The sequence below is a fragment of the Flavobacterium sp. K5-23 genome, from assembly GCF_023278045.1.
In the GTDB taxonomy this organism is placed as follows: Bacteria; Bacteroidota; Bacteroidia; order Flavobacteriales; family Flavobacteriaceae; genus Flavobacterium.
Genome location: NZ_CP056783.1, coordinates 1,441,192 through 1,465,831, shown reverse-complemented (window position 1 = coordinate 1,465,831; position 24,640 = coordinate 1,441,192). Strand labels below are relative to the sequence as shown.

The 24,640-nt window shown below is 33.8% G+C and carries 25 protein-coding genes; 12 read left to right on the top strand and 13 right to left on the bottom strand.

Annotation, left to right across the window (positions count from 1 at the left end):
* Positions 1-401 precede the first annotated feature (401 nt).
* Together FLAK523_RS06425 and FLAK523_RS06420 are read right to left on the bottom strand one after the other, a co-directional pair.
* Positions 402-1,772, bottom strand: a complete 1,371-nt coding sequence (locus FLAK523_RS06425) for a hypothetical protein (protein ID WP_248907679.1) — start codon at positions 1,770-1,772, stop codon at positions 402-404.
* A 503-nt stretch (positions 1,773-2,275) separates the two neighbouring features.
* Positions 2,276-3,088 carry a hypothetical protein gene (locus tag FLAK523_RS06420; protein ID WP_248907678.1) on the bottom strand — a complete coding sequence of 271 codons (813 nt, stop codon included), beginning with the start codon at positions 3,086-3,088 and terminating at the stop codon, positions 2,276-2,278.
* A 138-nt stretch (positions 3,089-3,226) separates the two neighbouring features.
* Here FLAK523_RS06420 and gcvP point away from each other — a divergent pair, with 138 nt between their 5' ends.
* The 6 genes from gcvP (at position 3,227) to FLAK523_RS06390 (ending at position 10,669) form a co-directional block, all read left to right on the top strand.
* Positions 3,227-6,076 (top strand): aminomethyl-transferring glycine dehydrogenase, encoded by a 2,850-nt coding sequence (gene gcvP, locus FLAK523_RS06415; protein WP_248907677.1) that lies wholly within the window; start codon positions 3,227-3,229, stop codon positions 6,074-6,076.
* A 293-nt stretch (positions 6,077-6,369) separates the two neighbouring features.
* A complete protein-coding gene (locus FLAK523_RS06410) occupies positions 6,370-7,428 on the top strand; it encodes a 3-oxoacyl-ACP synthase III family protein (protein ID WP_248907675.1) in 1,059 nt (352 codons plus the stop codon).
* A gap of 200 nt (positions 7,429-7,628) precedes the next feature.
* A complete protein-coding gene (locus tag FLAK523_RS06405; RefSeq protein ID WP_248907672.1) occupies positions 7,629-8,153 on the top strand; it encodes a class I SAM-dependent methyltransferase in 525 nt (174 codons plus the stop codon).
* A gap of 71 nt (positions 8,154-8,224) precedes the next feature.
* Complete coding sequence (locus tag FLAK523_RS06400; RefSeq protein WP_248907670.1) at positions 8,225-9,076, top strand: glycosyltransferase family 2 protein; 852 nt, start codon at positions 8,225-8,227, stop codon at positions 9,074-9,076.
* An 85-nt stretch (positions 9,077-9,161) separates the two neighbouring features.
* Positions 9,162-9,911 carry an ABC transporter permease gene (locus FLAK523_RS06395; RefSeq protein ID WP_248907667.1) on the top strand — a complete coding sequence of 250 codons (750 nt, stop codon included), beginning with the start codon at positions 9,162-9,164 and terminating at the stop codon, positions 9,909-9,911.
* A complete protein-coding gene (locus tag FLAK523_RS06390) occupies positions 9,908-10,669 on the top strand; it encodes an ABC transporter ATP-binding protein (protein WP_248907665.1) in 762 nt (253 codons plus the stop codon). Before FLAK523_RS06395 ends, FLAK523_RS06390 begins: the two co-directional genes overlap by 4 nt.
* Positions 10,670-10,682: 13 nt before the next feature.
* On the opposite strand, the gene FLAK523_RS06385 is transcribed toward FLAK523_RS06390, so the two are convergent.
* From FLAK523_RS06385 to FLAK523_RS06375, 3 genes are all read right to left on the bottom strand, one after another.
* On the bottom strand, positions 10,683-11,282 hold the full coding sequence (locus tag FLAK523_RS06385; protein ID WP_248907663.1) for a SprT-like domain-containing protein: 600 nt from the start codon (positions 11,280-11,282) through the stop codon (positions 10,683-10,685).
* 33 nt (positions 11,283-11,315) lie between these two features.
* Positions 11,316-11,669: a four helix bundle protein gene (locus tag FLAK523_RS06380; protein ID WP_248907661.1), complete on the bottom strand. Its 354-nt coding sequence runs from the start codon at positions 11,667-11,669 to the stop codon at positions 11,316-11,318.
* A gap of 77 nt (positions 11,670-11,746) precedes the next feature.
* Positions 11,747-12,424, bottom strand: a complete 678-nt coding sequence (locus FLAK523_RS06375) for an SDR family oxidoreductase (protein WP_248907659.1) — start codon at positions 12,422-12,424, stop codon at positions 11,747-11,749.
* Positions 12,425-12,555: 131 nt separating this feature from the next.
* Here FLAK523_RS06375 and FLAK523_RS06370 point away from each other — a divergent pair, with 131 nt between their 5' ends.
* Complete coding sequence (locus tag FLAK523_RS06370; protein ID WP_248907657.1) at positions 12,556-13,125, top strand: GNAT family acetyltransferase; 570 nt, start codon at positions 12,556-12,558, stop codon at positions 13,123-13,125.
* A 4-nt stretch (positions 13,126-13,129) separates the two neighbouring features.
* Here the strand turns inward: FLAK523_RS06370 and FLAK523_RS06365 are convergent, their stop codons facing one another.
* The 8 genes from FLAK523_RS06365 to FLAK523_RS06330 all read right to left on the bottom strand — a co-directional run bounded on the left by FLAK523_RS06365 (position 13,130) and on the right by FLAK523_RS06330 (position 19,935).
* Positions 13,130-14,107, bottom strand: a complete 978-nt coding sequence (locus tag FLAK523_RS06365) for a M28 family peptidase (RefSeq protein ID WP_248907655.1) — start codon at positions 14,105-14,107, stop codon at positions 13,130-13,132.
* A 58-nt stretch (positions 14,108-14,165) separates the two neighbouring features.
* Entirely contained in the window at positions 14,166-14,804 is a 639-nt protein-coding gene (locus tag FLAK523_RS06360; RefSeq protein ID WP_248907652.1) for a hypothetical protein, read from the bottom strand.
* 4 nt (positions 14,805-14,808) lie between these two features.
* A complete protein-coding gene (locus tag FLAK523_RS06355) occupies positions 14,809-15,684 on the bottom strand; it encodes a D-alanine--D-alanine ligase (protein WP_248907650.1) in 876 nt (291 codons plus the stop codon).
* 243 nt (positions 15,685-15,927) lie between these two features.
* On the bottom strand, positions 15,928-16,635 hold the full coding sequence (locus tag FLAK523_RS06350) for an NRDE family protein (protein ID WP_248907648.1): 708 nt from the start codon (positions 16,633-16,635) through the stop codon (positions 15,928-15,930).
* The gene (locus FLAK523_RS06345) at positions 16,623-17,111 is read right to left on the bottom strand and encodes a DinB family protein (protein ID WP_248907646.1); all 489 of its coding nucleotides are present in this window, start codon (positions 17,109-17,111) and stop codon (positions 16,623-16,625) included. The genes FLAK523_RS06350 and FLAK523_RS06345 overlap by 13 nt, the downstream gene beginning before the upstream one ends.
* A gap of 196 nt (positions 17,112-17,307) precedes the next feature.
* The gene (locus FLAK523_RS06340) at positions 17,308-17,907 is read right to left on the bottom strand and encodes a peroxiredoxin-like family protein (protein WP_248907644.1); all 600 of its coding nucleotides are present in this window, start codon (positions 17,905-17,907) and stop codon (positions 17,308-17,310) included.
* Between the two features lie 80 nt (positions 17,908-17,987).
* A complete protein-coding gene (locus FLAK523_RS06335) occupies positions 17,988-18,665 on the bottom strand; it encodes a Crp/Fnr family transcriptional regulator (protein ID WP_248907642.1) in 678 nt (225 codons plus the stop codon).
* A gap of 130 nt (positions 18,666-18,795) precedes the next feature.
* A complete protein-coding gene (locus tag FLAK523_RS06330; RefSeq protein WP_248907640.1) occupies positions 18,796-19,935 on the bottom strand; it encodes an acyl-CoA dehydrogenase family protein in 1,140 nt (379 codons plus the stop codon).
* A 99-nt stretch (positions 19,936-20,034) separates the two neighbouring features.
* On the opposite strand from FLAK523_RS06330, the gene FLAK523_RS06325 reads away from it, so the two are divergent.
* The 5 genes from FLAK523_RS06325 to FLAK523_RS06305 all read left to right on the top strand — a co-directional run bounded on the left by FLAK523_RS06325 (position 20,035) and on the right by FLAK523_RS06305 (position 24,589).
* Positions 20,035-21,105, top strand: a complete 1,071-nt coding sequence (locus FLAK523_RS06325) for an anhydro-N-acetylmuramic acid kinase (protein ID WP_248907638.1) — start codon at positions 20,035-20,037, stop codon at positions 21,103-21,105.
* Positions 21,106-21,173: 68 nt separating this feature from the next.
* Entirely contained in the window at positions 21,174-22,400 is a 1,227-nt protein-coding gene (locus tag FLAK523_RS06320) for a Glu/Leu/Phe/Val dehydrogenase dimerization domain-containing protein (RefSeq protein ID WP_248907636.1), read from the top strand.
* Between the two features lie 199 nt (positions 22,401-22,599).
* A complete protein-coding gene (locus FLAK523_RS06315; protein ID WP_248907635.1) occupies positions 22,600-23,304 on the top strand; it encodes a MotA/TolQ/ExbB proton channel family protein in 705 nt (234 codons plus the stop codon).
* Between the two features lie 59 nt (positions 23,305-23,363).
* Positions 23,364-23,756, top strand: coding sequence for a biopolymer transporter ExbD (locus FLAK523_RS06310; protein ID WP_248907634.1), 393 nt, complete (start codon positions 23,364-23,366; stop codon positions 23,754-23,756).
* Positions 23,757-23,791: 35 nt separating this feature from the next.
* Positions 23,792-24,589, top strand: coding sequence for an energy transducer TonB (locus FLAK523_RS06305; RefSeq protein ID WP_248907633.1), 798 nt, complete (start codon positions 23,792-23,794; stop codon positions 24,587-24,589).
* Positions 24,590-24,640 lie beyond the last annotated feature (51 nt).

The window sequence follows — 24,640 nt, the reverse complement described above, 5'->3', positions numbered from 1 at the left end:
GTGAGAGCTTCGGTTTTTTTATTTGTAAAAATAAACATTACACACACTATTTCCCAAATCTCAGTGAACGTATTCACCAATATTGAAATATATAGAAGTAAGTCTCTATCAACCATCAAAACCCTGAAAACTTTCTACCCAAAAAGAAGTTTAGTATTTCCACTAAAAGAATAAAACCCAAACTTAAAAAACGGAGTATGTTCCGCCTACCTAATAATTCTAAAATTCAAATAAAAAAAGGGCAGATTTAACTGCCCTCATTATTAGTATTCATATAAAATTAATTGATGCCTATTTATTCAAATATGAAACAATCAAATAAATAAGTTTCCATAATTGCAAATCTTAATTAATTAAACAAGCCAATTTCAAATGACTCCTTTTCATCCTAAATAAGGCAACTATTTTTTATCTTTTTTAATCTTCATTATTGTATCTAACTTGTTTCTAAACAAATGACTTAAAGCAAGATTATAATTAGCCGAACCGTTCTTGTTTTTTCCTTGGTTTAAATGAAAATCAGCTGTACCGTGACAACCAAAACAGTTCATGGAATTTGAGGGAGTGAACAAAGAACGAGAAGTTGTAGGGTTATCAAACTGTGCATACGTTTCCATAGTAACATTACTTATTGCTCTAGAACCCCTTAAATTTTTAGCGTTTAAGGCGCCTATTGACGAGTTTCCTGGCTTTAATTTTGACACTTTGGGATCAATCCAAACAGAACCGGTGTAACTATAGTTTTTCCAGATTCCTTTTTCTTTATCGAGTTTGTTCTTCACACTTTTATTAATACTTCGAATATTGTCCAAGTTATCTAAATCCTGCTTTTTAGCCTCCTTTGTAATTCCTGCATAATACGGCTGAGTACCATGTTCAAATAAACTAAAAATATTATTAAAAGATTGATTCGTTTTCTTCGGAGGATTAATACAACATTCATTCATCCTAAGCCCTTTACTATAAAACAGATGCTGTTTTTTACTTAACACTTGTGTAGAGTCAGGAATTGTATCCGATTTTTTGTGATTAGTTGGCCATTTAACAATTGGAGCTAAATTGCTGTGTTCGTAAGTTGCCCAAATAAACTCAGGGTGATTAATTACTCGCCCAACTATGTGCATTCCTAACAAAGCAATCCTTGTGGAAACTCCCGTTGATTTCATTTTACCGTTAGTTATATAATAATCTACACTATCTTTTTTCAATGAAGAAGCTAAAATCCAAGAAGTTTTAACTTCGAAGGAACCAACAGGATAGGTTAAGGTATCCAATCCCAATTTATGAAGTTTAACTTGGCTAATGGAATCCTTATTTACTCTACAAGAATCTACAAATAACTTGACATATTTGTTAGTAAATTTATACATTGAAGCATTTACATGAATTGAATAATATATTGGTTTGTTATTCGAATCGTATAAAGTAGAACTCGTACCAGCTTGAGTAACATCATCTAAAACTATTGTTGCACCAATAGGGCTCATGTGGTTATTGACTTGAATCAAGTTCTCGAATTTAAGTTTCCCATTTGAATCCGTTCTGGTTAGGTATAAAAATTTTTGCCAAGACCATTGGTGAAAATCACAGTTAGTTACAAATTTAGAACCGTCATTTTCTACTGGACTTAATGTTTTAGAATGAGGAAACCAACTGCTTTGAGCTTCACAGTTACTTATTGGGCTGTAATTAGGGTTATTATAAAACAACTTATATAATATAAAAAATATACACAATAATAAAATGCTTAATATCACAATCTTTTTTTTCATTTCTGCTTTTTTAAATTTTACTGATTAAGGTTTTTTTATTTGTATTCAATTAATTCATCTCTTGGAAATAATAATCCTAATTCTTAGAATTGATCGAGTAATAAATCCGTATTTGAATCGATTAATTAGAATCAAATTTTACCTGTTTTTGATTTTTGAATCAAACATACTTCAAGAAGAGAATCTAGAATATAAAAATATCACAAGACAGGAATTCTTTGTCATGAAATGGGTCAAAACAGTATCAACTACATTAATTATACAAATTCAAAAAAAATAATCCTCAATTAGTAATCTGGATTTGAACACAATTCAACCACTATAACAAGTGTTGATTTTCTGCTATATGAGACATTCATTGTGCTGTCACTACAGAATTGAAAAACACAAAGAGAAACTGAATTGAAGTTTCTAAACCCTCAAACACTCCCATTATTTTGAAAATAAATGAAAATTTAATATTCGATTCTGAAAAATGGAATAGCAGCCAAAAACCTGTGGTTTTAAAAGAAAACCACCATCAACCACCAAAAAACAGGAATACTTTCTACCCAAAAAGAAGTGTAATATTTAGAGCGTTTTTCATTGGCGAAAGCCAAGAAGAATGAAAGTGACATGACTAAAACGAGATTGACAATCAATTGTTTTTCGATAAAATCAGTTTTCAGAAATTCCAAAAAATAAAAAGGAAGCAATAACATCAAGCCTACAATTTTAGTCCGCTTCACCCCTATTTGTTGTGGAACAGTTTGTAAATGCGGATCATCATTAGCCATATCCAGAATTTCAAAAATGAGAATCAGCACAAAAACCAATATAAACCGCTGTATGCATTTGAGATAAAAATCAAGTCCTAAAGGAACATCAGCATTAAGCAAAGGCAAGACCAGCGTCACGCCAACCCAACACAAGGACACTATATAAATTTTCACGCCAGCCCAGTTTCTGGCATTTCTCTTGTTTGGAAAAAAAGGGAGTGTATACAATAAGGTCAATCCCAAAACTAAAACCGAAACCATTTGTGTGATTAACTTAAGTTGGAAAAAATAAAAACCAACTCCTAGTAATGAAATGAAACTCAGCAAAGCTATTAACTTAAGCTCAGTGCGCATATTTCTTTTTTTGGCTCTAGCCAAAGCATCATATTTTACGAAATTATATCCTACAATTGTCCCGAAAAAAGCAAACCAAGCCATAACTCCATTGTCCTTAATATGAAACATATAATGCGTCATACACACTAACGCATATACCGACAAAGCAACATGAATACTGCTTCGGATATAAAAATTAAATATTTTTTTAAAAACAATCATTAAACAAAATTAATCAATTACACATAAAAACATCATTTAGTTGAAAATTTGATAAAAAATGAATGTTAAAATGGGCATTAGATTATTAATAATACTTAATTTTGCGTCACTAAAAAAACACAACATTACCATAGATACATGAAAACAGACTCATTTGCTTTAAGACACTTAGGCCCAAGGGAAACCGATTTACCAAAAATGTTAGAAACCATAGGTGTTGAAACTTTAGATCAGCTAATTTATGAAACCATTCCAACAGACATTCGTCTAAAAAGTCCTTTGGAATTGGAGCACATTATGACTGAGTACGAATACGCAAATCACATTCGATTATTAGGTCGTACTAATAAAGTATATAAATCATATATTGGTTTAGGATACCACCCAACTATTGTCCCTCCAGCGATTCAAAGAAATATTTTTGAAAACCCAGGATGGTATACTGCCTACACACCGTACCAAGCAGAAATTGCTCAAGGTCGACTGGAAGCAATCTTAAATTTCCAAACGATGGTTATCGAATTAACCGGAATGGAAATTGCAAATGCGTCATTGCTTGACGAAAGTACTGCTGCTGCTGAAGCTATGGCTTTGTTATTTGATGTTCGTACAAGAGATCAAAAGAAAAACAATGTATGCAAATTCTTCGTTTCTGAAGAAATCTTACCACAAACTTTATCCGTTTTACAAACACGTTCTGCTCCAGTAGGTGTAGAATTAGTAGTTGGAAACCACCAAGAATTTGAATTTTCGAATGAATTCTTTGGTGCGATATTACAATATCCAGGAAAATACGGTCAAGTTTATGACTATGCTGATTTTATCAAAAAAGCGAGTGACAGTGAAATAAAAGTAGCAGTTGCAGCTGATATTTTATCTTTAGTAAAATTAACTCCTCCAGGAGAAATGGGTGCTGCAGTAGTTGTAGGAACAACACAACGTTTTGGAATTCCAATGGGTTATGGTGGACCACACGCTGCTTTCTTTGCTACAAAAGAAGAGTACAAACGTTCTATGCCGGGAAGAATCATTGGAGTTTCGCAAGATGCTAATGGTAACCGTGCGTTACGTATGGCGTTACAAACACGTGAACAACACATTAAACGTGAAAAAGCGACTTCAAATATTTGTACGGCACAAGTATTATTGTCAGTTATGGCAGGAATGTTTGCTGTTTATCACGGTCCTAAAGGATTACAATATATCGCTGACAAAGTGCACGGGATGGCTTCAACACTAGCTGATGCATTAAACAAGTTAGGTGTTTACCAAACAAACACTGCTTTTTTCGATACAATAGTAGTAAAAGCTGACGCTCAAAAAGTAAAAGCAATTGCTGAGAAAAACGAAGTGAATTTCTTCTACATCGATGATGAAACGATTTCTATTTCTATAAATGAGACGATTTTATTTAGTGATGTTAACGAAGTAATTGCCATTTTCGCAGAGGTATTAGGGAAAGAAGCTTTTGAAGTTTCGGAATATGTTTTAGAAAATAATTATCCGATGCTTTTAAACAGAAAATCGGAATTTTTAACGCATGAAGTATTTAACAAATACCATTCTGAAACCAGTATGATGCGTTATATCAAAAAATTAGAACGCAAAGATTTATCGCTAAATCATTCAATGATAGCATTGGGTTCTTGTACTATGAAATTGAATGCAGCTGCTGAAATGTTACCATTAAGTATGCCTTACTGGAACACAATTCACCCATTTGCACCATTAGATCAAGTAGAAGGATACACTAAAATGCTTAAGAAATTAGAGCATCAATTAAATGTAATCACTGGTTTTGCCGGAACAACTTTGCAACCTAACTCAGGTGCACAAGGGGAATATGCCGGTTTAATGACGATACGTGCTTATCACCAATCAAGAGGTGATGACCAAAGAACTGTTTGTTTGATTCCTGCTTCGGCTCACGGAACAAATCCTGCTTCGGCTGCAATGGCTGGAATGAAAATTATCGTTACCAAAACAATGGAAAACGGAAATATTGATGTAGAAGATGTTAGAGAAAAAGCAATTCAGTATAAAGACCAATTGTCTTGTTTAATGGTAACTTACCCATCTACACATGGGGTTTTTGAAAGTGCCATTAGAGAAATTACACAAATCATTCACGACAATGGTGGTTTAGTATATATGGATGGTGCTAATATGAATGCGCAAGTGGGGTTAACAAATCCAGCTACAATTGGTGCTGATGTTTGTCACCTAAACTTACACAAAACATTCGCTATTCCTCACGGAGGTGGTGGACCAGGTGTAGGACCAATTTGTGTAAACGAAAAATTAGTTCCGTTTTTACCAAGTAACCCTTTAGTTCAAGTGGGTGGAGAAAAAGCAATCACTGCAATTTCTGGAGCTCCTTATGGTTCTGCTTTAGTTTGTTTAATCTCTTACGGATACATTTGTATGTTAGGTGCTGAAGGAATAACTAATGCCACTAAATATGCAATTCTAAACGCAAACTATATGAAAGCGCGTCTAGAGGAACATTATCCTATTTTATATTCTGGTGAAAAAGGAAGAGCAGCTCACGAAATGATATTAGACTGTAGAGGCTTTAAAGTAAAAGGTATTGAAGTATCTGATATTGCTAAACGTTTAATGGATTACGGCTTTCACGCTCCTACAGTTTCTTTCCCTGTGGCAGGAACTTTGATGGTGGAACCAACAGAATCTGAAGATGTAGGGGAACTAGATCGTTTTTGTGACGCTATGATTGCTATTCGTAAAGAAATTGAAGAATCAGAAATAGACGAGCAAAATAATGTATTGAAAAATGCACCACACACTTTAGCGATGCTAACTGCTGATACTTGGACATTACCTTATTCAAGAGAAAAAGCAGCATATCCTTTAGAGTATGTAAGTGATAATAAATTTTGGCCAAGTGTTCGTCGAGTAGATGAAACCTATGGTGATAGAAATTTAATTTGTTCTTGTGCGCCTATTGAGGCTTACATGGAAAACTAGATTTTTAATATTTAATTTAAAATGCCTCGATACTTTCGAGGCATTTTTTTTGCAATACCTAAAGCATTTAAATTTTGACACTTAAATAAAAAATTGTTGAAAATCGTATTTGAAAATTTTTACGAATGTGTTTTTTTCGAATAAAAACAAAAAAATCACACTTCTGATTCAAATATTATCAGTAAATTGAGGAAAATAATATTATTTCATAATTATATGCACGCATAGTATATTTTATGGCTGTAATAAATATTTTATACATAAATTAGCCTAAATTTTTTGGACATAAACTGATGAAAATACAAATAACTGGAATAGGAAGTTATATTCCTGAGAAAAAAGTAAGCAATACAGACTTTAGTAATCATGTTTTTTTAAATGAAGATGGATCCGCTTTTGGTTATCCAAATGATATCGTCATCAATAAATTTAAAGGTATAACCGGAATTGATGAAAGGCGTTACGCTGATGATCATTTTACCTCTTCGGATATGGCATTTTTTGCTTCTCAAAAAGCAATAGAGAGTGCAGGTATTGACCCAGAAACAATTGATTATATCATTTTCGCACATAATTTTGGGGATGTGAAATGCGGTACAAATCAATCTGATATGGTTCCTAGTTTAGCCACAAGAGTTAAAAACAAGTTACAAATAAAAAACCCTAAATGTGTAGCCTATGATATCCTTTTTGGGTGTCCGGGATGGATAGAAGGTGTGCTTCAGGCAAATGCCTATATCAAGTCAGGAATGGCCAAACGTTGTTTGGTTATAGGTTCAGAAACTTTATCCAGAGTAGTAGATGCGCATGACAGGGATTCTATGATATATTCGGATGGTGCCGGTGCTTCTATTGTTGAAGCCTCAGATAATGAAACTGGAATGCTTTCTTACGAAAGTGCCACTTATGCCATGGATGAAGCCAATTATTTGTTTTTTGGAAAATCATACAACCCCGACTTAGATCCTGACACCAGATACATTAAAATGCACGGGCGCAAAATATACGAATTTGCGTTAAACACTGTTCCCGCTGCAATGAAAAGCTGTTTAGAAAAAAGCGGAATCGAAATTGATGATGTTAAAAAAATACTTATTCATCAAGCAAATGAAAAGATGGACGAGGCTATAATACACCGTTTTTACAAACAATACGGAAAAACACCTCCAGTAGGAATTATGCCTATGAGTATCCATGAACTGGGTAATAGTAGTGTTGCAACGGTTCCAACCCTTTTTGACCTTATGGTAAGAGGGCAAATAAAAGATCAAGAATTAAACAAAGGAGATGTTTTAATATTTGCTTCTGTAGGAGCAGGTATGAATGTCAATGCGTTTGTATATCGATATTAAATAATTCTTGCCCGATGAGAATCAGGTATAGAAAATTCCTTAAATCCACACTAAAAAACCTCGTTTTAAGTGTGGATTTTTCATTTCCCCACAAGTTTTAGGCTTGGACTAAAAAACGGCAAAAACAATAATTTATCTTTGTATATTTGCCTTGCTAATTAAATATATGAACGAGAGATTGCTTCGTTCCTCGCAATACTATGTACGAAAAAACGTTTCCCAATAAAAGATTCAAACATACTTTAGAATTTTTAAACAAACACATCTCAACATCTGAAACTATTTTAGATTTAGGAGTAGAAAATCCTTTTTCCAAAATAATGAAAGCTGACGGTTATTCCGTAAAGAATACCACAGGTGAAGATTTAGACCTTGACCAATCGGTTTTTTCCAAAGAGAAACAAGATGTAGTTACAGCATTTGAAATTTTCGAGCATTTATTGAATCCATATACTATTTTAAGCGAAATTAAATCAGACAAGCTTTTAATTTCGATTCCGTTGCGCCTGTGGTTTTCACCTGCCTACAGAAGCAAAACAGATATGTGGGACAGACATTACCACGAATTTGAGGATTGGCAACTGGACTGGCTGTTAGAAAAAACAGGTTGGAAAATTATTGATAAAGTAAAATTCACTCATCCAGTCAAGAAAATAGGTTTTCGTCCTTTTTTAAGACTTATTACACCTAGATACTATATTGTTTACGCTGAAAGAGCGAAATAAAAAAACAAAACACAAATTCCAAATTCCATTACTTTTTGGGATTTGGAATTTTAACATTATAAATATAGCATATGGACTACTATATCGTTATTCCAGCACACAACGAAGAAGCTTTTATCACCTTAACATTAGAGTCGTTGATTTCGCAAACACTTTTGCCAAAAAAAGTGGTTATTGTCAATGATAATTCAACCGACAAAACGGAAGAGATTGTTTTGGCTTACGCCAAAGAATATCCTTTTATCACATTGGTAAACAAAAAATCAAGCGCTATCCATTTACCGGGAAGCAAAGTCATTCAAGCATTTAACACTGGATTAGAATCACTTGATGACCAGTATGACATTATGATGAAAGCGGATGCCGATTTAATTTTTCCAACTAATTATTTTGAAACAATTATCAACCATTTCAAATCAGATTCAACTATTGGTATGGTTGGCGGATTTTGTTATATCGAAAAAAAAGGAGAATGGGTTCTGGAAAATCTAACTGATAAAGATCACATTCGCGGTGCGTTAAAAGCCTATCGTAAAGCAACTTTCAAACAAATAGGTGGCTTAAAAGCACAAATGGGTTGGGACACGGTGGATGAATTGCTTTGCAAATTCTACAATTGGAAAGTAATCACTGATGCTAGTTTACACGTTAAGCATTTAAAACCTACAGGAGCTAACTATAACAAAACGGCACGTTACAAACAAGGGGAAGCTTTTTACACCTTGGGTTATGGTTTTTTTATTACCGCAATTGCCTCGGCAAAATTGGCGATGATGAAAAAAAGACCTTTACTCTTTATTGATTACATCAAAGGTTTCTGGAAAGCCAAAACTGCTAAAACACCATTATTGGTAACATCAGAACAAGCAAAATTCATTCGTACTTACCGATTAAAGAAGATGAAAGAAAAGCTTTTTAAATAATCAGCTCTATTGTTATTTGAAAAACTAATAACCTATAATTCATTACTCCTAACTATTTTTGTAATTTAGCCCATATTCAAAAACTATGATGCTCATTCGATATATAACGCAGATAGGAAGATACTTCCTGATGCTAAAAGAAATTTTCAACAAACAGACGAAATGGTCTGTGATGAAAAAACTTATTTTCAAGGAAATAGACGATTTAATTATTGATTCACTTGGTATTGTGGCGTTCATCTCTTTCTTTGTAGGTGGAGTGGTTGCCATTCAAACGGCATTAAACCTGACCAATCCATTGATTCCAAAATACCTTATTGGGTTTGCTACACGACAGTCGGTAATTCTGGAATTTGCCCCAACATTTATCTCCGTGATTATGGCGGGAAAAATGGGATCATTCATCACCTCAAGTATAGGAACTATGCGTGTTACGGAACAAATTGACGCCCTGGAAGTAATGGGAGTTAATTCCTTAAACTACCTTGTTTTTCCAAAAATCATCGCATTGCTACTGTACCCTTTTGTAATAGGCATCAGTATGTTTCTTGGGGTATTTGGCGGCTGGATGGCTGGTGTTTACGGTGGATTTACCACCAGCGCTGAATTTATTAATGGAGCCCAGATTGATTTTGTTCCGTTTCATATTGTTTATGCTTTTATGAAGACTTTAATCTTCGCAATGCTACTGGCAACAATTCCTGCTTTTCACGGCTATTACATGAAAGGTGGCGCTCTGGAAGTGGGTAAAGCAAGTACGGTTTCCTTTGTTTGGACATCGGTATCGATAATACTTTTCAATTATATACTAACGCAATTGTTACTGGGATCATGATAGAAGTAAAAGACATAGAGAAATCATTTGGTGACAGTAAAGTTCTTAAAGGAATTTCGACCATTTTTGAAACCGGAAAAACGAATTTAATTATCGGGCAAAGTGGATCCGGAAAAACGGTAATGCTAAAAAGCCTTTTGGGAATACACACTCCTGAATCCGGTAAAATTTGTTTTGACGGCAGAGTATACTCTGAACTGGAAGCGGATGAAAAAAGGGAATTAAGAACCGAAATAGGAATGGTATTTCAAGGAAGTGCATTATTTGACTCGATGACCGTGGCTGAAAACGTGGCTTTTCCTTTGAAAATGTTCACCAAAGATGACAAAGCAAAAATCGAGGAACGCGTAGATTTTGTTTTAAAAAGAGTAAACCTCATCGACGCGCATAAAAAACTGCCTTCGGAGATATCCGGAGGAATGCAAAAAAGGGTTGCTATTGCCCGTGCCATCGTGAACAACCCAAAATATCTTTTTTGTGACGAACCAAATTCAGGATTAGACCCAAATACAGCAATATTGATTGATAATTTGATCAAAGAAATCACCGAAGAGTACAACATTACCACAGTAATCAACACGCACGATATGAACTCGGTTATGGAAATTGGGGAAAGAATTTTATTCCTGAAAAACGGATTGAAAGCCTGGGAAGGAACCAAAGAAGAAATCTTTAGAACGGACAACGAAGCCGTTGTAGCCTTTGTTTATTCCTCTAATTTATTCAAGAAAGTAAGAGAAGCGTATTTGAAAGAGTAAATAGTGCCAACAATTAATTCGGCAACAATTCCACCTCGGCATTTGGATTGAAAAGATAAGTCTTACCGGAGTTTACTTCCAGGCATTCAAAACGCTTGGTTCTTATGGCCACTTTCTTGAAAATTTTTCCGTTTTGAATCCTGAAAACGCTGCCGTAAGGGATTTCAAATATGTAGTTTTTATCGTTTTGTTTGTCAAACTGTTTCAACGCCAAAGACAAAGTGGCATCAGTATCACTGCTCGCCGTGGGGTTCCTGAAATGTCTTGCCAGCAATGGCAACAAATGATTGGGGAAAATTTCTGGTCGAATGTATGGAACCATCAGTTGTTGAAAGGAAAATTTCCACTCATTCCCGTGCGGTTTGATGTTTCTACCAAATTTTTCAAATGCCACCAAATGTGAAATTTCATGAATCAGAGTAATCAAAAACTTATACTTGTTCAAGCTTGAGTTGACAGTTATTTCGTGTTTTCCGTTTAACCCTTTTCTATAATCTCCATGACGAGTTAAGCGCTCGTTCACAATTTTGAGATGCACGCGATGCACAACAATCAGTTCGAAAACTGGTTTTACTGCGTGTTCCGGGATATATCTTGCTAGTGTTTCGGACAAAACAAATTGGAATTATGAGTTATAAATTAAGAATTATGAGTTTTTCTTTGAGGTAATTATTATGCTTCTAATAATTTTCAAAACTTCGTTGCTTTGTTGATGAATTGAATTAAATTCAATCTCAGAAATATAATCTGTTCCTTTTAGGAGTTCTAACCAATAAAGAGATTCATCACATTCTTTCTGAGCTATTGACAACTTATGAATAAAGTCAGGCTTGCTTTGTGCATTAACCGCTTCACGGACATTTGCTCCAACAGAAGTAACTGAACGCAAAAATTGTTTACTCATAATATATTCTTTCTTTTCAGAAACCAAGTATTTGTAAAAATTCACCCCTCTAATTGCCAACTCAAAACTCTTTGTTTTCACAATGCTTTCACTCATAATTTATAACTAATAATTCATAACAATTTGTTTTACATTGCTCTCACTCATAACTCATAACTTATAATTTATAACTCTTATGGATTTGTTGAAGAAACTTGAAGTACTTTTCCATTAAAGTATTTGTTCCCCGTCAAAGTAAAATTAAAAATATAATCAGCTATTTCATCTGCTTTAATAGGAGCTTCATAACCAGGGAAAGCTTCCTGAAGCATTTCGGTTTGAACAGCACCCAAAGCCAATACATTAAACGATATTCCTCTTTCTTTGTATTCTTCTGCCAATAATTCCGACAAGGTAATCACAGCACCTTTACTCGAACTGTAAGCGGCAAGTCCTGCAAACTTCAAACTTCCTTGTATGCCTCCCATCGAACTTATGGTTACCACGTGACTTCCTTTTCCTAAATAAGGCAAAGCAACACGAGTCAAATTGGCAACACCAAAAACATTGACTTTATAAACATCTTCGAAATCTTTTTGCGTGGTTTCTGAAAAAGGTTTCAATACCAGACTTCCGGCATTATGGATAATGGCATCTACTTTTTTCCAAGAAGTCGAAAGAAAAACTTTCACTTTCTCTAAATCTGACTCGTCCGACAAATCAACAGAAAGACAGCTGATGTTTTTATGTTCTATAAGAATACGCGGTGTTTTTCGTGAAACGGCCAAAACCTGATGACCTGCATTAGCAAATTGCAAAGCCAACTCATACCCTATTCCCCTACTCGTACCCGTAATGATAATATTTTTCATTTAGCAAAAATAAACAAAATCGTTAAAAAAAGCACTGTTTAAAATAATGAATAATTTTAAATTCAGGAAAACAAACAAACCCTTTTATTTATAATTTCACCAAAAAAAATCACATTCCTAATCACATTATAATGATTGAAAACATACAATTAGAAATAGCCACTTTAAATGATATTGAAGGTGTCTTGTCTTTACAAGAGCTATACCTTGTATCTAATCTTTCTGAAGAAGAAAAAAAATCTAGTTTTGTAACCACCCCTTTTACGACAGAACAACTAACTGAAGTCATCAGAAATAAAGGCTTGTTTATTGCAAAAGACAACAACACAATAATAGCATATATTTTTGCTGAAAGTTGGGCTTTTTTCAGTCAATGGCCCATCTTCAATTATATGACTACCCTTTTTCCAGAACTCTCTTTTTTAGATTTCAACATCAACACATCAAACAGCTTTCAATACGGTCCCATTTGTATTCATTCCGCTTATCGTGGCAAAGGTTTAATAATCCCCCTTTTTGAATTTATGAGGAGCCATATAGTAGCCCGCTATCCTTTGGCTTTAACATTTATCAATAAAAACAACAAACCTTCTTTGAAAGCGCATACTGAAAAATTAAAACTGACTATTATAGGTGACTTTCAATTCAACAACAACAATTATTTCGTTTTGGCATATGATATGAAAAAGCCAATTGCTTAAAAGCCTAATTCATTCGGATTTCCTGAGTTGTAGAATTAGTCATACTTGTTATAGCCGGTAACAATTCCTGTATGAACAAAGTCATATGCGGAATGTTCATCGCGCTAAAATCATCGGAAACGTGGTGATAAAACTCGAAATTTTCAAAATCAAACGTACTAACCGACTGACACGGTTTTTTGAAAGCTTCATAAAACGGAAAATTATCTGATCTGTAAAACAATTTAAATTCGGCTTCTTTGGGTAAAAATCCAATGGTGTTTTTACCTGTATATTCATTGATTTTACTTGCCATATTCGATTTATCAAAACCCGAAACATACGCTAAATAATCCCTTTTCATAGGTACACCAATCATTTCGATATTGAATTGGGTATATAAATTAAAGTTTTTCAAAGCCAGCTTTTTGGACAAATGCTTAGAACCTAACAGCCCTTTCTCTTCTCCTGTAAAAAACACAAAAAGAACACTTCTTTTATTCGATTTAGACTTGCTAAAATATTTGGCCATTTCAGCTACTGCTGTTGTCCCTGAGGCATCATCATTAGCACCGTTATTGATGAAATCTCCATTTACCCCTTTTTTATCCAATCCTATATGGTCATAATGGCCACTTATTAAAACGAATTCATTTTTAAGAACTGGATCCGTTCCTTCTAAATAACCAACGATATTATAAGCAGTCCCTTTAAAATTAGACAGGGTATCACGGTAAGATGAAAAGTAAGGTTTTACATTATTTTTTATGAGAATTTGTTCTAAATAATCAGCTGCTTTCTCCATTCCTTTAGAACCTGTATCTCTTCCTTCCAGTTCATCTGAAGCAAGGTATTTCAATGTTTCTGCAACTTCTTTTTCCTTCACTATATATTTAATTTCAAGTGGTTTGTGAGCAGTATCTAATGCAGCAATAGGAACTAAACTAGTTGAAGATTTACATCCCAGTAAAACAAAAGGGAGTAGGAATAATACTTTTTTCATAATCGAATTGTTGATTTTTATGATTTATCGAAAGAGATAACTTTTAATTTTATGATTTTTATCTAATGTATTTCTTGAAAACTTTATACCCTTGGGCGCAAGCCAAAACTATGAAAAAAAGCGGAATAATAACCGGCATCAAGTATTTTGAAAAACTACCTGAGTTTTGAGAAACAGAATCTAAAAAATATATGAAAGACACCATACCCGCAAATGTTCCGAATAAAGTCCCTCCAACATAAAAAAACTGTAATGGACTACTAACCGAAATGTATTTATTATTGATCAAGTATAAATTCCAGGCCGTCCAAAAAGGAAACTGGAGAAAGTTGATACTACTTAAAAACACCCCAATCAGAAAAGGGGAATAATCTTTATATTTTTCTAAATAATTCTGGTTTTCAGCAGTCATACTGGCGTGTGAATAGAAGCTATAAGCCAAAAACAACAGAAATACAATCCCAAAAATATCTATCCACTTCATTAATCTTTTATTTTCGACTAATCGATTTGCAAAAATCAAAGTGAAATAAATAACAAATGCTTCAATAAACACAACACCTAACAAAAAGAGTACCATACTTTCAAAACCAAATGCAGTATGCATTTCAAATCCTATAATATTTAAATATCCTAGAGGTATAGAACCTACAAAGCTTACTAAAAAACCAACTAGTATATTTTTTATCACTCTCATTCAATTAGAAATTTACGATTTTATTACTTTGAATTAGATGCATTCTATATTCTTTCATCCCAAGCTGGTGCTCTAAAAAAGGAACCCCCTTTTTATTGTTTTCGACACTTATCTCGTACATATAGGTTATATGCCTTGCCAGTTCTTTCCACGCAAATAGCAAAGAATGTTTTGGGTCATAAATGTGGGTGGGTTCGCTTGCGGCTCCGTTTAATTCGACAATGGAAAAATTTATTCCGTTTTCTAATTCTTCAAAAGTATTGTACATCACATCCATTCTTCCAAAAAAGAAACCGGGGATTTGCAGACAAATTTCGTTAAAAGTCTCTTCTAATTTAGCCGTAATCTGGTGGCTTCCATCAATGAATTTTGCACCGCGAGCGTGATTGCCGTATGGAACAAGATTTATCTTTTCCCCTTCAGGTAATATGTCTAACAATCGCTTTCCGTATTCCTGTCTCAGAACTTTTAACTGCAATTCATAACGAGGATTTTCTTTTATTAACTCTTCGATAGTTGCTATTCCATTTCCGGTAATTATCAAAAATTCTTTTGAAACAATTCCCGTTATTTTACCTATTTTTTGATTTGGATAACGCACATAAAAAATTCCAACTTCGTTCTCATAAGGAATCAAGTCTTGAATTAAATAATCAAAATCCGCTTTTAAGGAATAGCTTTTTAAATCTTCTATACTATTGATTTTTTTCACAGCTGAACCTCGCAATCCAATGTCGGGTTTTGCAATTAAAGGGTATCTAATTCCTGAATTTTGAATTACTTTCTGGATATCTTCTAATGGGGTTCCTTCATTAATCAATTCGGTTTTAGGGTAATACTGCGACGGAATTAAATTGTAGATTTCTTTTTTGGACTCCATAATAAAGCCGCCATTTTTTATGCTTGGATTAGAAGCGCTAAAAAAGAATATTGATTTGGCTTTAAGCGAATAAAAAGCCCACAGAAAATATATTGGAATATAAACCACCTGAAATGGCCAATATTCCCAATGTGTTAACTTGTGCAGAAAAAGATTACTGCGTCTATTTGTTATCAATCAGATTCGTTTTTAGATCTATACTAAAATCACTTGAAGAGCTTATTACTATAGATAATATTGTATTTATATTGTTATAAAGGTATTCGAAAATTCCTTGTTTTCAATTAAATCATAATGTGTAATGGAAACTTTGTTACTCTCAATAACTGTTTGTGTAATACTCAGTGTTTTCAACACATCATTCCTATTAATAACCAATCCATTTTCTTGATTTTCATTTTCAGCATACCTGTGAAAGTGATGAATCTCTTGGGCAGAAACCTCTTGATTTGATTCTAAAAAGGAGTCGAATAAATCAGCTCTTTTGGCTCTAATTTCTTTTGGATATAATGTCGAAGAGGCCCAAATATGGTTTTTATTTGTATCTAAAAGCAATGTTTCTTTATCATCACCATTCCAGCGCAATTGAAAAAGTTCTTCATCTTGAAACAATACCAGAGTAAAAGGTTCAATGTTTTCTAAATTTAGTTCCTGCCAAAAATCTTTTGGAGATTTACTGCTAATAATATCCAGTACGATCAATCCCCTGCTTTTTCTATAAGATTCCTGGATTATATGTTTTTCAGAAGCGCCATTTAACAAAACCAACACATTCCCGTTTTCATCTATTGCATACCATGTCCCTCCGGCTTTAGGGTCTTTTGGAAATATAACATTCTTCCCGTTAATCAAATAATTCCGGGGTGGAATCGCGAGTCTTATTACTTTTTCGTCCCGATTTGATGTAATGACCACTTTTCCATTAACCTTAACAAAACTTACTGTGCACATGTACTTCTGTATTCAATTGTTGAACGAGCCACACCAAAATTAGTGTCAACAATAAGAGCTGCGTTTTGCAAAACCGCCACTTTTATTAATGCCTGATGATGTATACAATGTTCTAAATTGTAAAGTAACTCTCTGAAGTAATTACTTTCAATTCGAAGTTCTTCGCCATCGATAATTTGCTGCAATTCTATTTTTTTATTTTCCTTATCCAAAGAGCTATAAATAGCATTTATTTGAATAATTGCAAAATCAACATCTGTTTGCACTAATACATTTCGTTGCCTGTTATCATAATTCACGACACCCGAGTCGTAATTACATTCTAAGCATTGAAACATTTCAATAATATGTCTAATGTGTTCCCCAATGGTAGAGTTACTCAAAGAGGGATATGGCTTTGAATATTCGGAATTAGATAATTGCTTGAGTAAATCAACCAATTCGTTTAAATTATTATTTATTGAAGGTATTAGCATATTAAAATTTGAAGTTTAACAAATTTGGGTTTTAGATCTAACTGAAATATAGCACAATAAAACAGTTAATTAAAGTATTAAAAAAATCCTGGACGAACAAATTAAGAACCAATTCTACCGTAAGGTTTCATACCTAAGTGTTAAAAACACAATGGCAAATAATCCTCAAAGTAGAATTGACACTAAATCTGGCAAATTACTTTTTTAATGCTTTTGCAACAGCAATTAATAATTCATTCGATAATCTATGTTTGTAATCTGGAGTTATATATTCAAACTCGATTTCACCCTCTAAATTTACAATAAAAACTGATGGCACAGGTAAGTAAGAACTATTTAATCCATCCGATCCTTTAGACAAAACAGATTGATAATTAGACGGAGCTTGAAAAGCAATTCCCATTTCTTTTGCCAAATCTCCTTTACTATCAGACAACAAAGTGTAATTCACTTTGTCTTTCTCAATTGTAGCTTTCAAATTTTTAGGCGCGTCAGGACTGATGGCAACAATTTGATATCCTAGTTCAAGTAAAGTAGCTTCCGCTTCTCCTAATGCTGATAAATGTTTATTACAATACGGACACCATCCACCGCGGTAAAAAACCAATACCGTTTTCTTTTTTGAAAAAACCGAAGCGGTATTTACATCCTTATCTTCAACAGACTTCAATGTAATATCCGATATTTTCTCTCCAATTAACAAAGGAGAAACATCCGTTGCGCTTTTTGGCAAATCATTTTGAGCATGTAGTAGAGAACCCATTGCCATTAAAGCAATACAAAGTAACTTTTTCATAGTATTCTATTTTTTATATTACAAATCTAGTTTGATAATAGGAGTTGATTTGTCGCCTAGATTACAGTTCCACTAAATTATTATAAATTTCTAACATCAGTTATAATAATTTCCTTGCGATTGTATAAAAGCAGTCCGCTTGATTCCATCTCGTTAAACAATTGAGTCGTAGTTTGTCTCGAGGTACATATAATTTGAGCAATATCGTTTTGAGTCAGATAATTTTCAATAACTATTTTATTTCCAACTTTTACCCCTTCTTTCTCTCCCCAGTCTTTTAAAAACAATCTCAGTCTGGTTTTAGCGTCTTTAGAAATTAAATTAGAATAGCTGTTTTTTATACGTTTCATTTTCAAACCGACAATCTTTGTATAGGACAAGGCCAAACTTGGGTTTTTCAATAACACATCCTCAAAATCCGACAATAGAAAACTACAAATTACAACATCATCTGAGAGAACTTTTGCGTATTCATTTGTCTGACTATCGACTTCTAGAGACAATTCTCCAAAAAGATCTCCCTTTTGAATAATATCCTTTACACTTTCATTCCCTTCATCGTCAACAGCGACTATTTTAATTGTTCCTTTTTTCAAAACAAATATTCGAGGCAAATCAGAAGAAGAGAAATAAATAACTTCGCCTTTCATGGCTTTTTTAAAACCCATAATAATACATAAATCTTTAATTTGACCAAAACTCAAAGTTTTAAACAATTTATGATCCCGTAAATACCAATACTTCAATTCCTCATTCATAGTTAATTATTGAAAACCAATTGCCGTAAAATTAGGCAATCACTTATTAAAAAAAACGAATAAGTCATAAAAAAAACCATCTTCAAAATCTATGAAGATGGTTTCTAATATAACTTTAATATAGATTCAATTAAGAAACTAGTGTTCTTGAAATTACAATACGTTGAATTTCTGAAGTTCCCTCATATATTTGAGTGATTTTTGCGTCACGCATCATACGTTCCACGTGATATTCAGCTACATAACCGTTACCACCGTGAATTTGAACCGCTTCAATTGTAGTATCCATTGCAGTTTGAGAAGCAAATAATTTTGCCATTGCACCAGACTGTGAAATATCTTGACCAGCATCTTTTTCACAAGCCGCTTTTAAACATAACATTTTGGCTGCCATAATTTGAGTTGCCATATCAGCAAGCTTAAATGCAATTGCTTGGTGTTTGAAAATTTCTTTACCAAAAGCTTTACGCTCTTGAGAATATTTCAATGCTAATTCATAAGCACCTGTAGCTATACCTAATGCTTGAGAAGCAATTCCTATTCTACCACCGTTTAAAACTGCCATAGCAAAATTGAATCCAAATCCGTCAGCACCAATTCGGTTTTCCTTAGGAACTTTAACATCCGTAAACATTAAAGAATGCGTATCAGATCCACGGATACCCATTTTTCTTTCTTTTGGTCCAATATCAAAACCGGCCCATCCTTTTTCAACGATAAAAGCATTGATTCCTTTATGCTTTTTTTCTAAATCCGTTTGAGCTATTACTATATAAGTAGAAGCCGTAGCACCATTAGTAATCCAGTTTTTAGTACCATTTAATAAATAATGGTCTCCTTTATCGATAGCAGTAGTCTTTTGTGAAGTTGCATCTGAACCAGCTTCAGGCTCTGACAAACAAAAAGCACCTATAACTTCTCCTTTAGCTAAAGGAACTAAATATTTAAGTTTTTGCTCTTCATTACAGTATTTTTCTAGACCAGCACAAACTAAAGAGTTGTTAACTGACATCACTACTGCAGCAGAAGCATCCACTTTTGCAATTTCAGTAATTGCTAAAACATAGGATACGCTGTCTAATCCAGAACCTCCATATTTAGGATCAACCATCATTCCTAAGAATCCTAGTTCAGCCATTTTTTTTACCTGTTCTGTAGGAAATTTTGAGTGTTCATCTCTTTCAATTACTCCTTCTAACAATTCAGCTTGAGCAAAATCTCTAGCTGCTTGTTGTATCATTAACTGCTCTTCGGTAAGGTTAAAATCCATAATTGTATAATATAAAAAATGTTGCGAATTATTTAAAAAAACTTGTCAAAGATAACTTTTTATTGTGAATAATTCAATTCTGATTTGTAAATTTGAGCCATGAAAATTGAAAACTATAACGTTGTTGGTATTATGTCAGGAACCTCGCTTGATGGCATTGATTTAGCACACCTTCATTTTACCATAAAGGACAATAAATGGGCATTTAAAATCCTTGAAAACGAAACGATTCGTTACAGTAATAATTGGCTTGAAAGATTAAAAATTGCAGTAGATTTTTCTGAACCGGAATTAGAAGAATTAAATAAAGACTATACTAAATTAATAGCCAAAACAGCATCGGATTTCATTAATAAGAACAATATCAAAAATCTTGATGCCGTTTGTTCTCATGGCCATACTATATTACACCAACCTCACAATGGCTTCACTCTTCAAATAGGGAATTTACCCGAAATTGCAACTTTGACAGAACAAACTGTAGTCTGTGATTTCAGGGTTCAAGATGTTCAACTAGGCGGGCAAGGCGCTCCTCTGGTCCCTATTGGCGATCGAATATTATTTTCAGAATACGATTACTGCATGAATTTAGGCGGTTTTTCTAATGTTTCATTCGAAGAAAACAACAAAAGAATCGCATTCGACATTTCTCCCGTAAATACGGTTTTGAATCATTATGCTAATCAATTGGAACTGGATTATGACGACAAAGGACAATTAGCCCGGACGGGAAAAATAAATCAGTCCTTATTAAAGAAACTGAATGCATTGGATTATTACATTAAAAAACATCCTAAATCATTGGGGTTCGAATTTGTAAAAGAAACTGTATTACCTTTAATTGAAAAATTTAATATTACAATCGAAGACAAGCTACATACTTTTAGTGAACACGTAGCGATCCAAATTGCTTTGGCTTTGCCAATAAAAGAAGGGAAGCTGTTCATAACTGGTGGCGGGGCTTATAATGATTTCCTCCTTCAAAGAATTCAATTTCACCTTCCACAAATGACTATCATAATCCCATCTACTGAAATCTTAGAGTTCAAAGAGGCGCTGATTTTTGGATTGTTAGGCGTTTTAAAACTAAGAAATGAAGTCAATGTCTTATCAAGCGTCACCGGCGCGCAAAAAGACCATAGCTCCGGAATTATTCATTATTTTAAATAAACGGCAAAATATATAATTCGCATTATTCTATTTTTTATATTTGGCCAACTTAAACATATCGCAACGAAATGAAAGATTTACTAAAGAAATTCGAAAATAAAGAGCCTGAAATTGTATTCAACTGGAAAGATGCTGAAACAGAAGCTGAAGGTTGGACAGTTATCAATTCTCTACGTGGCGGAGCTGCAGGAGGTGGTACTCGTATGAGAAAAGGTTTGGACATGAACGAAGTTTTGTCATTGGCAAAAACTATGGAGGTAAAATTTTCAGTTTCTGGACCTGCTATTGGAGGTGCTAAATCAGGAATTAATTTTGATCCGAATGACCCAAGAAAAAAAGGCGTTTTACAACGTTGGTATAAAGCAGTTTCTCCTTTATTGAAAAGTTACTACGGTACTGGTGGAGATTTGAATGTTGACGAAATTCACGAAGTTATCCCAATGACTGAGGAATGTGGTGTTTGGCATCCACAAGAAGGAGTGTTTAATGGTCACTTTAAACCAACAGAAGCTGATAAAATTAACAGAATAGGACAATTGCGTCAAGGTGTTGTTAAGGTAATCGAAAACCCTAAATTCTCACCTGATGTAAATAAAAAATACACTATTGCTGATATGATTACCGGTTATGGAGTTGCTGAAGCCGTTCGTCATTACTATTCTATTTATGGAGGTGATGTAAAAGGAAAGAAAGCAATTGTTCAGGGATTTGGTAATGTAGGTTCTGCTGCCGCTTTTTACTTGGCCGAAATGGGAGCAAAAGTAATTGGTATAATCGACAGAGATGGTGGATTAATAAAGGAAGAAGGATTTAGCTTTGAAGAAATAAGAGATTTATTTCTTGCTAAGGACGGAAACAAATTAGTAGCCGAAAATATGATTCCTTTTGAGGAAATCAATAAAAAAATATGGACAATAGGTGCTGAAATATTCACTCCTTGTGCTGCTTCAAGATTAGTAACACAAGACCAAATCGATAATTTGATCGCTAATGGTCTTGAAGTAATTTCTTGTGGTGCGAATGTTCCTTTTGCTGACAAAGAAATTTTCTTTGGTCCAATTATGGAAAATGTAGACAACAAAGTAAGTTTGATTCCTGACTTTATTTCAAACTGTGGAATGGCGAGAGTATTTGCTTATTTTATGGAGAAGAAAGTTCAAATGACAGATGAGTCTGTATTTAATGACACTTCCGATATTATAAAAAATGCGATTGTAAAAGCACACGCTTTAAACAGTTCTAAAACTAACATTAGTGCTACCGCATTTGAAATTGCTTTGAAACAATTGGTATAACCAATATTAGATTATATTTATTAATCGGTTTGTTAAATTTAATTTAGCAAACCGATTTTTTTATACCTATAAACCATCAATTCTCTTAAAATTCCAGTAAAATAACCGCTTTAAACAAATACTCTTTGTTTGCGATTTTAATATTAATAGCTAACAATTTTTATAATATATTAGCGTTTCAATAATAAAGAAAATTTATATGAGTATATTGCTTCAAACAGATACCTTATCTGTTGCACAGGAAACTTTAGCAGAAACCGTTCCGGTTGAGAAAACATTATCCATAATTGAATTACTAACTAGCGGAGGATTAGCAGGTCAGATCATAATGTCTGCTTTATTTTTGATGTTTTTTGTTGCACTATATCTTTATTTCGAACGCTTAATGGCCATAAATGCAGCTTCAAAAATTGACGCTAACTTTATGGGACAAATTAGAGAAAACATTCGAAATGGTCGCATTGACAACGCTAAAATAGCATGCGCCCACTCTAATTCACCTGTAGCGAGATTAATCGAAAAAGGAATATCAAGAATTGGGAAGCCTCTTGACGATATCAATACAGCTATTGAAAACGCAGGAAAACTTGAAATATACAAACTTGAAAAAAACGTAAGTATGCTAGCTACAATCTCAGGAGCTGGTCCTATGACAGGTTTCTTAGGAACAGTTGTAGGAATGATACAAGCATTTCATAAAATGGCAAGTTCAGGAGGGCAAATCGAAGTTGGTGCTCTTTCAGAAGGAATATACACCGCTATGACCACAACAGTAGTTGGATTAGTAGTTGGAATTATCGCTTATGTAGGATACAACCACTTAGTTGTAAAAACGGATAAGATTGTTCATCAAATGGAGGCAAATGCAGTTGACTTTTTGGATTTATTAAATGATCCTGCATAATTTTCATTTGATACTAAAACAGCTTCACTAAATAGGCAACAATATTACACAAACAACGCATGAATTTAAGAGGAAGAAATAAAGTTAGTGCCGAATTCAATATGTCTTCAATGACTGATATTGTTTTTTTGTTACTGATATTCTTTATGCTAACATCAACAATGGTAACCACAAATGCTTTAGATTTAGTGTTACCAAAAGCAAAGGGAAAAACAGACAGCAACAAGAATATAGCCGTAAGCATCAATAAGAAACTAGAATTTTTTATTGACAAAGAGCCCGTTTCAGAAACTGAATTGGAATCTAAATTACTGTCCTTGTTCTCAGCAGACAAAGAAAAAGCAATCATTTTAAGAGCAGAGGAAGGTGTTCCAATAGAAAAAGCAGTAAATGTTTTAGACATTGCAAACAGAAACCAAATAAAAGTTGTTTTGGCCGTAAGACCTAAATAATTTTATCTGCCCTTATATTACAACAGCTATTCTACATGAAATATTTAAAAACAGAAGAAGAGAAAAAATCATTTGCAATTACAACCATCTTGTTTGTGATTATGTTTTTGTTGTTCTTTTATTTTGGACTTACCTCTTTAGACCCACCGCCTGAAAACGGAATAGCCATAAATTTCGGCACAACCGAATTTGGATCTGGAGAAATACAACCTACTGAAGCTATTCAATCCGCTCCACAACCTACAGCTGCAAAACAATCAGCATCAAGTGACGATGAAGTTCTATCACAAGATATTGAAGAAGCGGTAGTAATGAAAAAAGAAAAAAAAGCAGAACCCACGAAAGAAACAGCTAAAGAAGTTACTAAGCCTAAACCGGTCGAAAGTCCGAAACCATCAAAAAGCACATCCGATGCTTTGTCAAGTCTAATAAACGGACCAAAATCAGACGGGAAAGCCAAGGGTGGAGAAGGAAATGACAACATAGCCGGAGATAAGGGAAGCTTAAATGGAGATCCTTATGCAAACAGTTATTATGGTTCTGGAACCGGTAGCGGAAACGGTAGTGGTTGGGGACTAAATGGTAGAAAAATAAGCAGCAGAGGAAAAGAAGTTCAAAAATGTAATGAATTTGGGACCGTAGTTGTTCAAATCACTGTAAACAGAAACGGAAACGTAATTGCAGCCAAGTATACCAAAGGCACAACAAACACAAATCCTTGCCTCGTAGAGCCCGCTATAGCCACAGCTAGGCAATACAAATGGCAGCCGGATTCTAATGCACCCGAAACTCAAATAGGGTTTATCACAGTTAACTTCAAACTTGGAGAATAATATTACTTGAAAATTAAGTTAGATTAATTTTTCAAAACACAACTATACGTA

Coding starts and splice junctions, on each gene's coding strand:
- FLAK523_RS06390 (WP_248907665.1), top strand. CDS start 9,908: ATGATAGAAGTAAAAGACATAGAGAAATCATTTGGTGACAGTAAAGTT.
- FLAK523_RS06365 (WP_248907655.1), bottom strand. CDS start 14,107: ATGAAAAAAGTATTATTCCTACTCCCTTTTGTTTTACTGGGATGTAAA.
- FLAK523_RS06335 (WP_248907642.1), bottom strand. CDS start 18,665: ATGAATGAGGAATTGAAGTATTGGTATTTACGGGATCATAAATTGTTT.
- FLAK523_RS06410 (WP_248907675.1), top strand. CDS start 6,370: ATGAAAATACAAATAACTGGAATAGGAAGTTATATTCCTGAGAAAAAA.
- FLAK523_RS06320 (WP_248907636.1), top strand. CDS start 21,174: ATGAAAGATTTACTAAAGAAATTCGAAAATAAAGAGCCTGAAATTGTA.
- FLAK523_RS06420 (WP_248907678.1), bottom strand. CDS start 3,088: ATGATTGTTTTTAAAAAAATATTTAATTTTTATATCCGAAGCAGTATT.
- gcvP (WP_248907677.1), top strand. CDS start 3,227: ATGAAAACAGACTCATTTGCTTTAAGACACTTAGGCCCAAGGGAAACC.
- FLAK523_RS06315 (WP_248907635.1), top strand. CDS start 22,600: ATGAGTATATTGCTTCAAACAGATACCTTATCTGTTGCACAGGAAACT.
- FLAK523_RS06400 (WP_248907670.1), top strand. CDS start 8,225: ATGGACTACTATATCGTTATTCCAGCACACAACGAAGAAGCTTTTATC.
- FLAK523_RS06345 (WP_248907646.1), bottom strand. CDS start 17,111: ATGCTAATACCTTCAATAAATAATAATTTAAACGAATTGGTTGATTTA.
- FLAK523_RS06370 (WP_248907657.1), top strand. CDS start 12,556: ATGATTGAAAACATACAATTAGAAATAGCCACTTTAAATGATATTGAA.
- FLAK523_RS06375 (WP_248907659.1), bottom strand. CDS start 12,424: ATGAAAAATATTATCATTACGGGTACGAGTAGGGGAATAGGGTATGAG.
- FLAK523_RS06340 (WP_248907644.1), bottom strand. CDS start 17,907: ATGAAAAAGTTACTTTGTATTGCTTTAATGGCAATGGGTTCTCTACTA.
- FLAK523_RS06395 (WP_248907667.1), top strand. CDS start 9,162: ATGATGCTCATTCGATATATAACGCAGATAGGAAGATACTTCCTGATG.
- FLAK523_RS06325 (WP_248907638.1), top strand. CDS start 20,035: ATGAAAATTGAAAACTATAACGTTGTTGGTATTATGTCAGGAACCTCG.
- FLAK523_RS06350 (WP_248907648.1), bottom strand. CDS start 16,635: ATGTGCACAGTAAGTTTTGTTAAGGTTAATGGAAAAGTGGTCATTACA.
- FLAK523_RS06330 (WP_248907640.1), bottom strand. CDS start 19,935: ATGGATTTTAACCTTACCGAAGAGCAGTTAATGATACAACAAGCAGCT.
- FLAK523_RS06425 (WP_248907679.1), bottom strand. CDS start 1,772: ATGAAAAAAAAGATTGTGATATTAAGCATTTTATTATTGTGTATATTT.
- FLAK523_RS06355 (WP_248907650.1), bottom strand. CDS start 15,684: ATGGAGTCCAAAAAAGAAATCTACAATTTAATTCCGTCGCAGTATTAC.
- FLAK523_RS06310 (WP_248907634.1), top strand. CDS start 23,364: ATGAATTTAAGAGGAAGAAATAAAGTTAGTGCCGAATTCAATATGTCT.
- FLAK523_RS06405 (WP_248907672.1), top strand. CDS start 7,629: ATGTACGAAAAAACGTTTCCCAATAAAAGATTCAAACATACTTTAGAA.
- FLAK523_RS06305 (WP_248907633.1), top strand. CDS start 23,792: ATGAAATATTTAAAAACAGAAGAAGAGAAAAAATCATTTGCAATTACA.
- FLAK523_RS06380 (WP_248907661.1), bottom strand. CDS start 11,669: ATGAGTGAAAGCATTGTGAAAACAAAGAGTTTTGAGTTGGCAATTAGA.
- FLAK523_RS06360 (WP_248907652.1), bottom strand. CDS start 14,804: ATGAGAGTGATAAAAAATATACTAGTTGGTTTTTTAGTAAGCTTTGTA.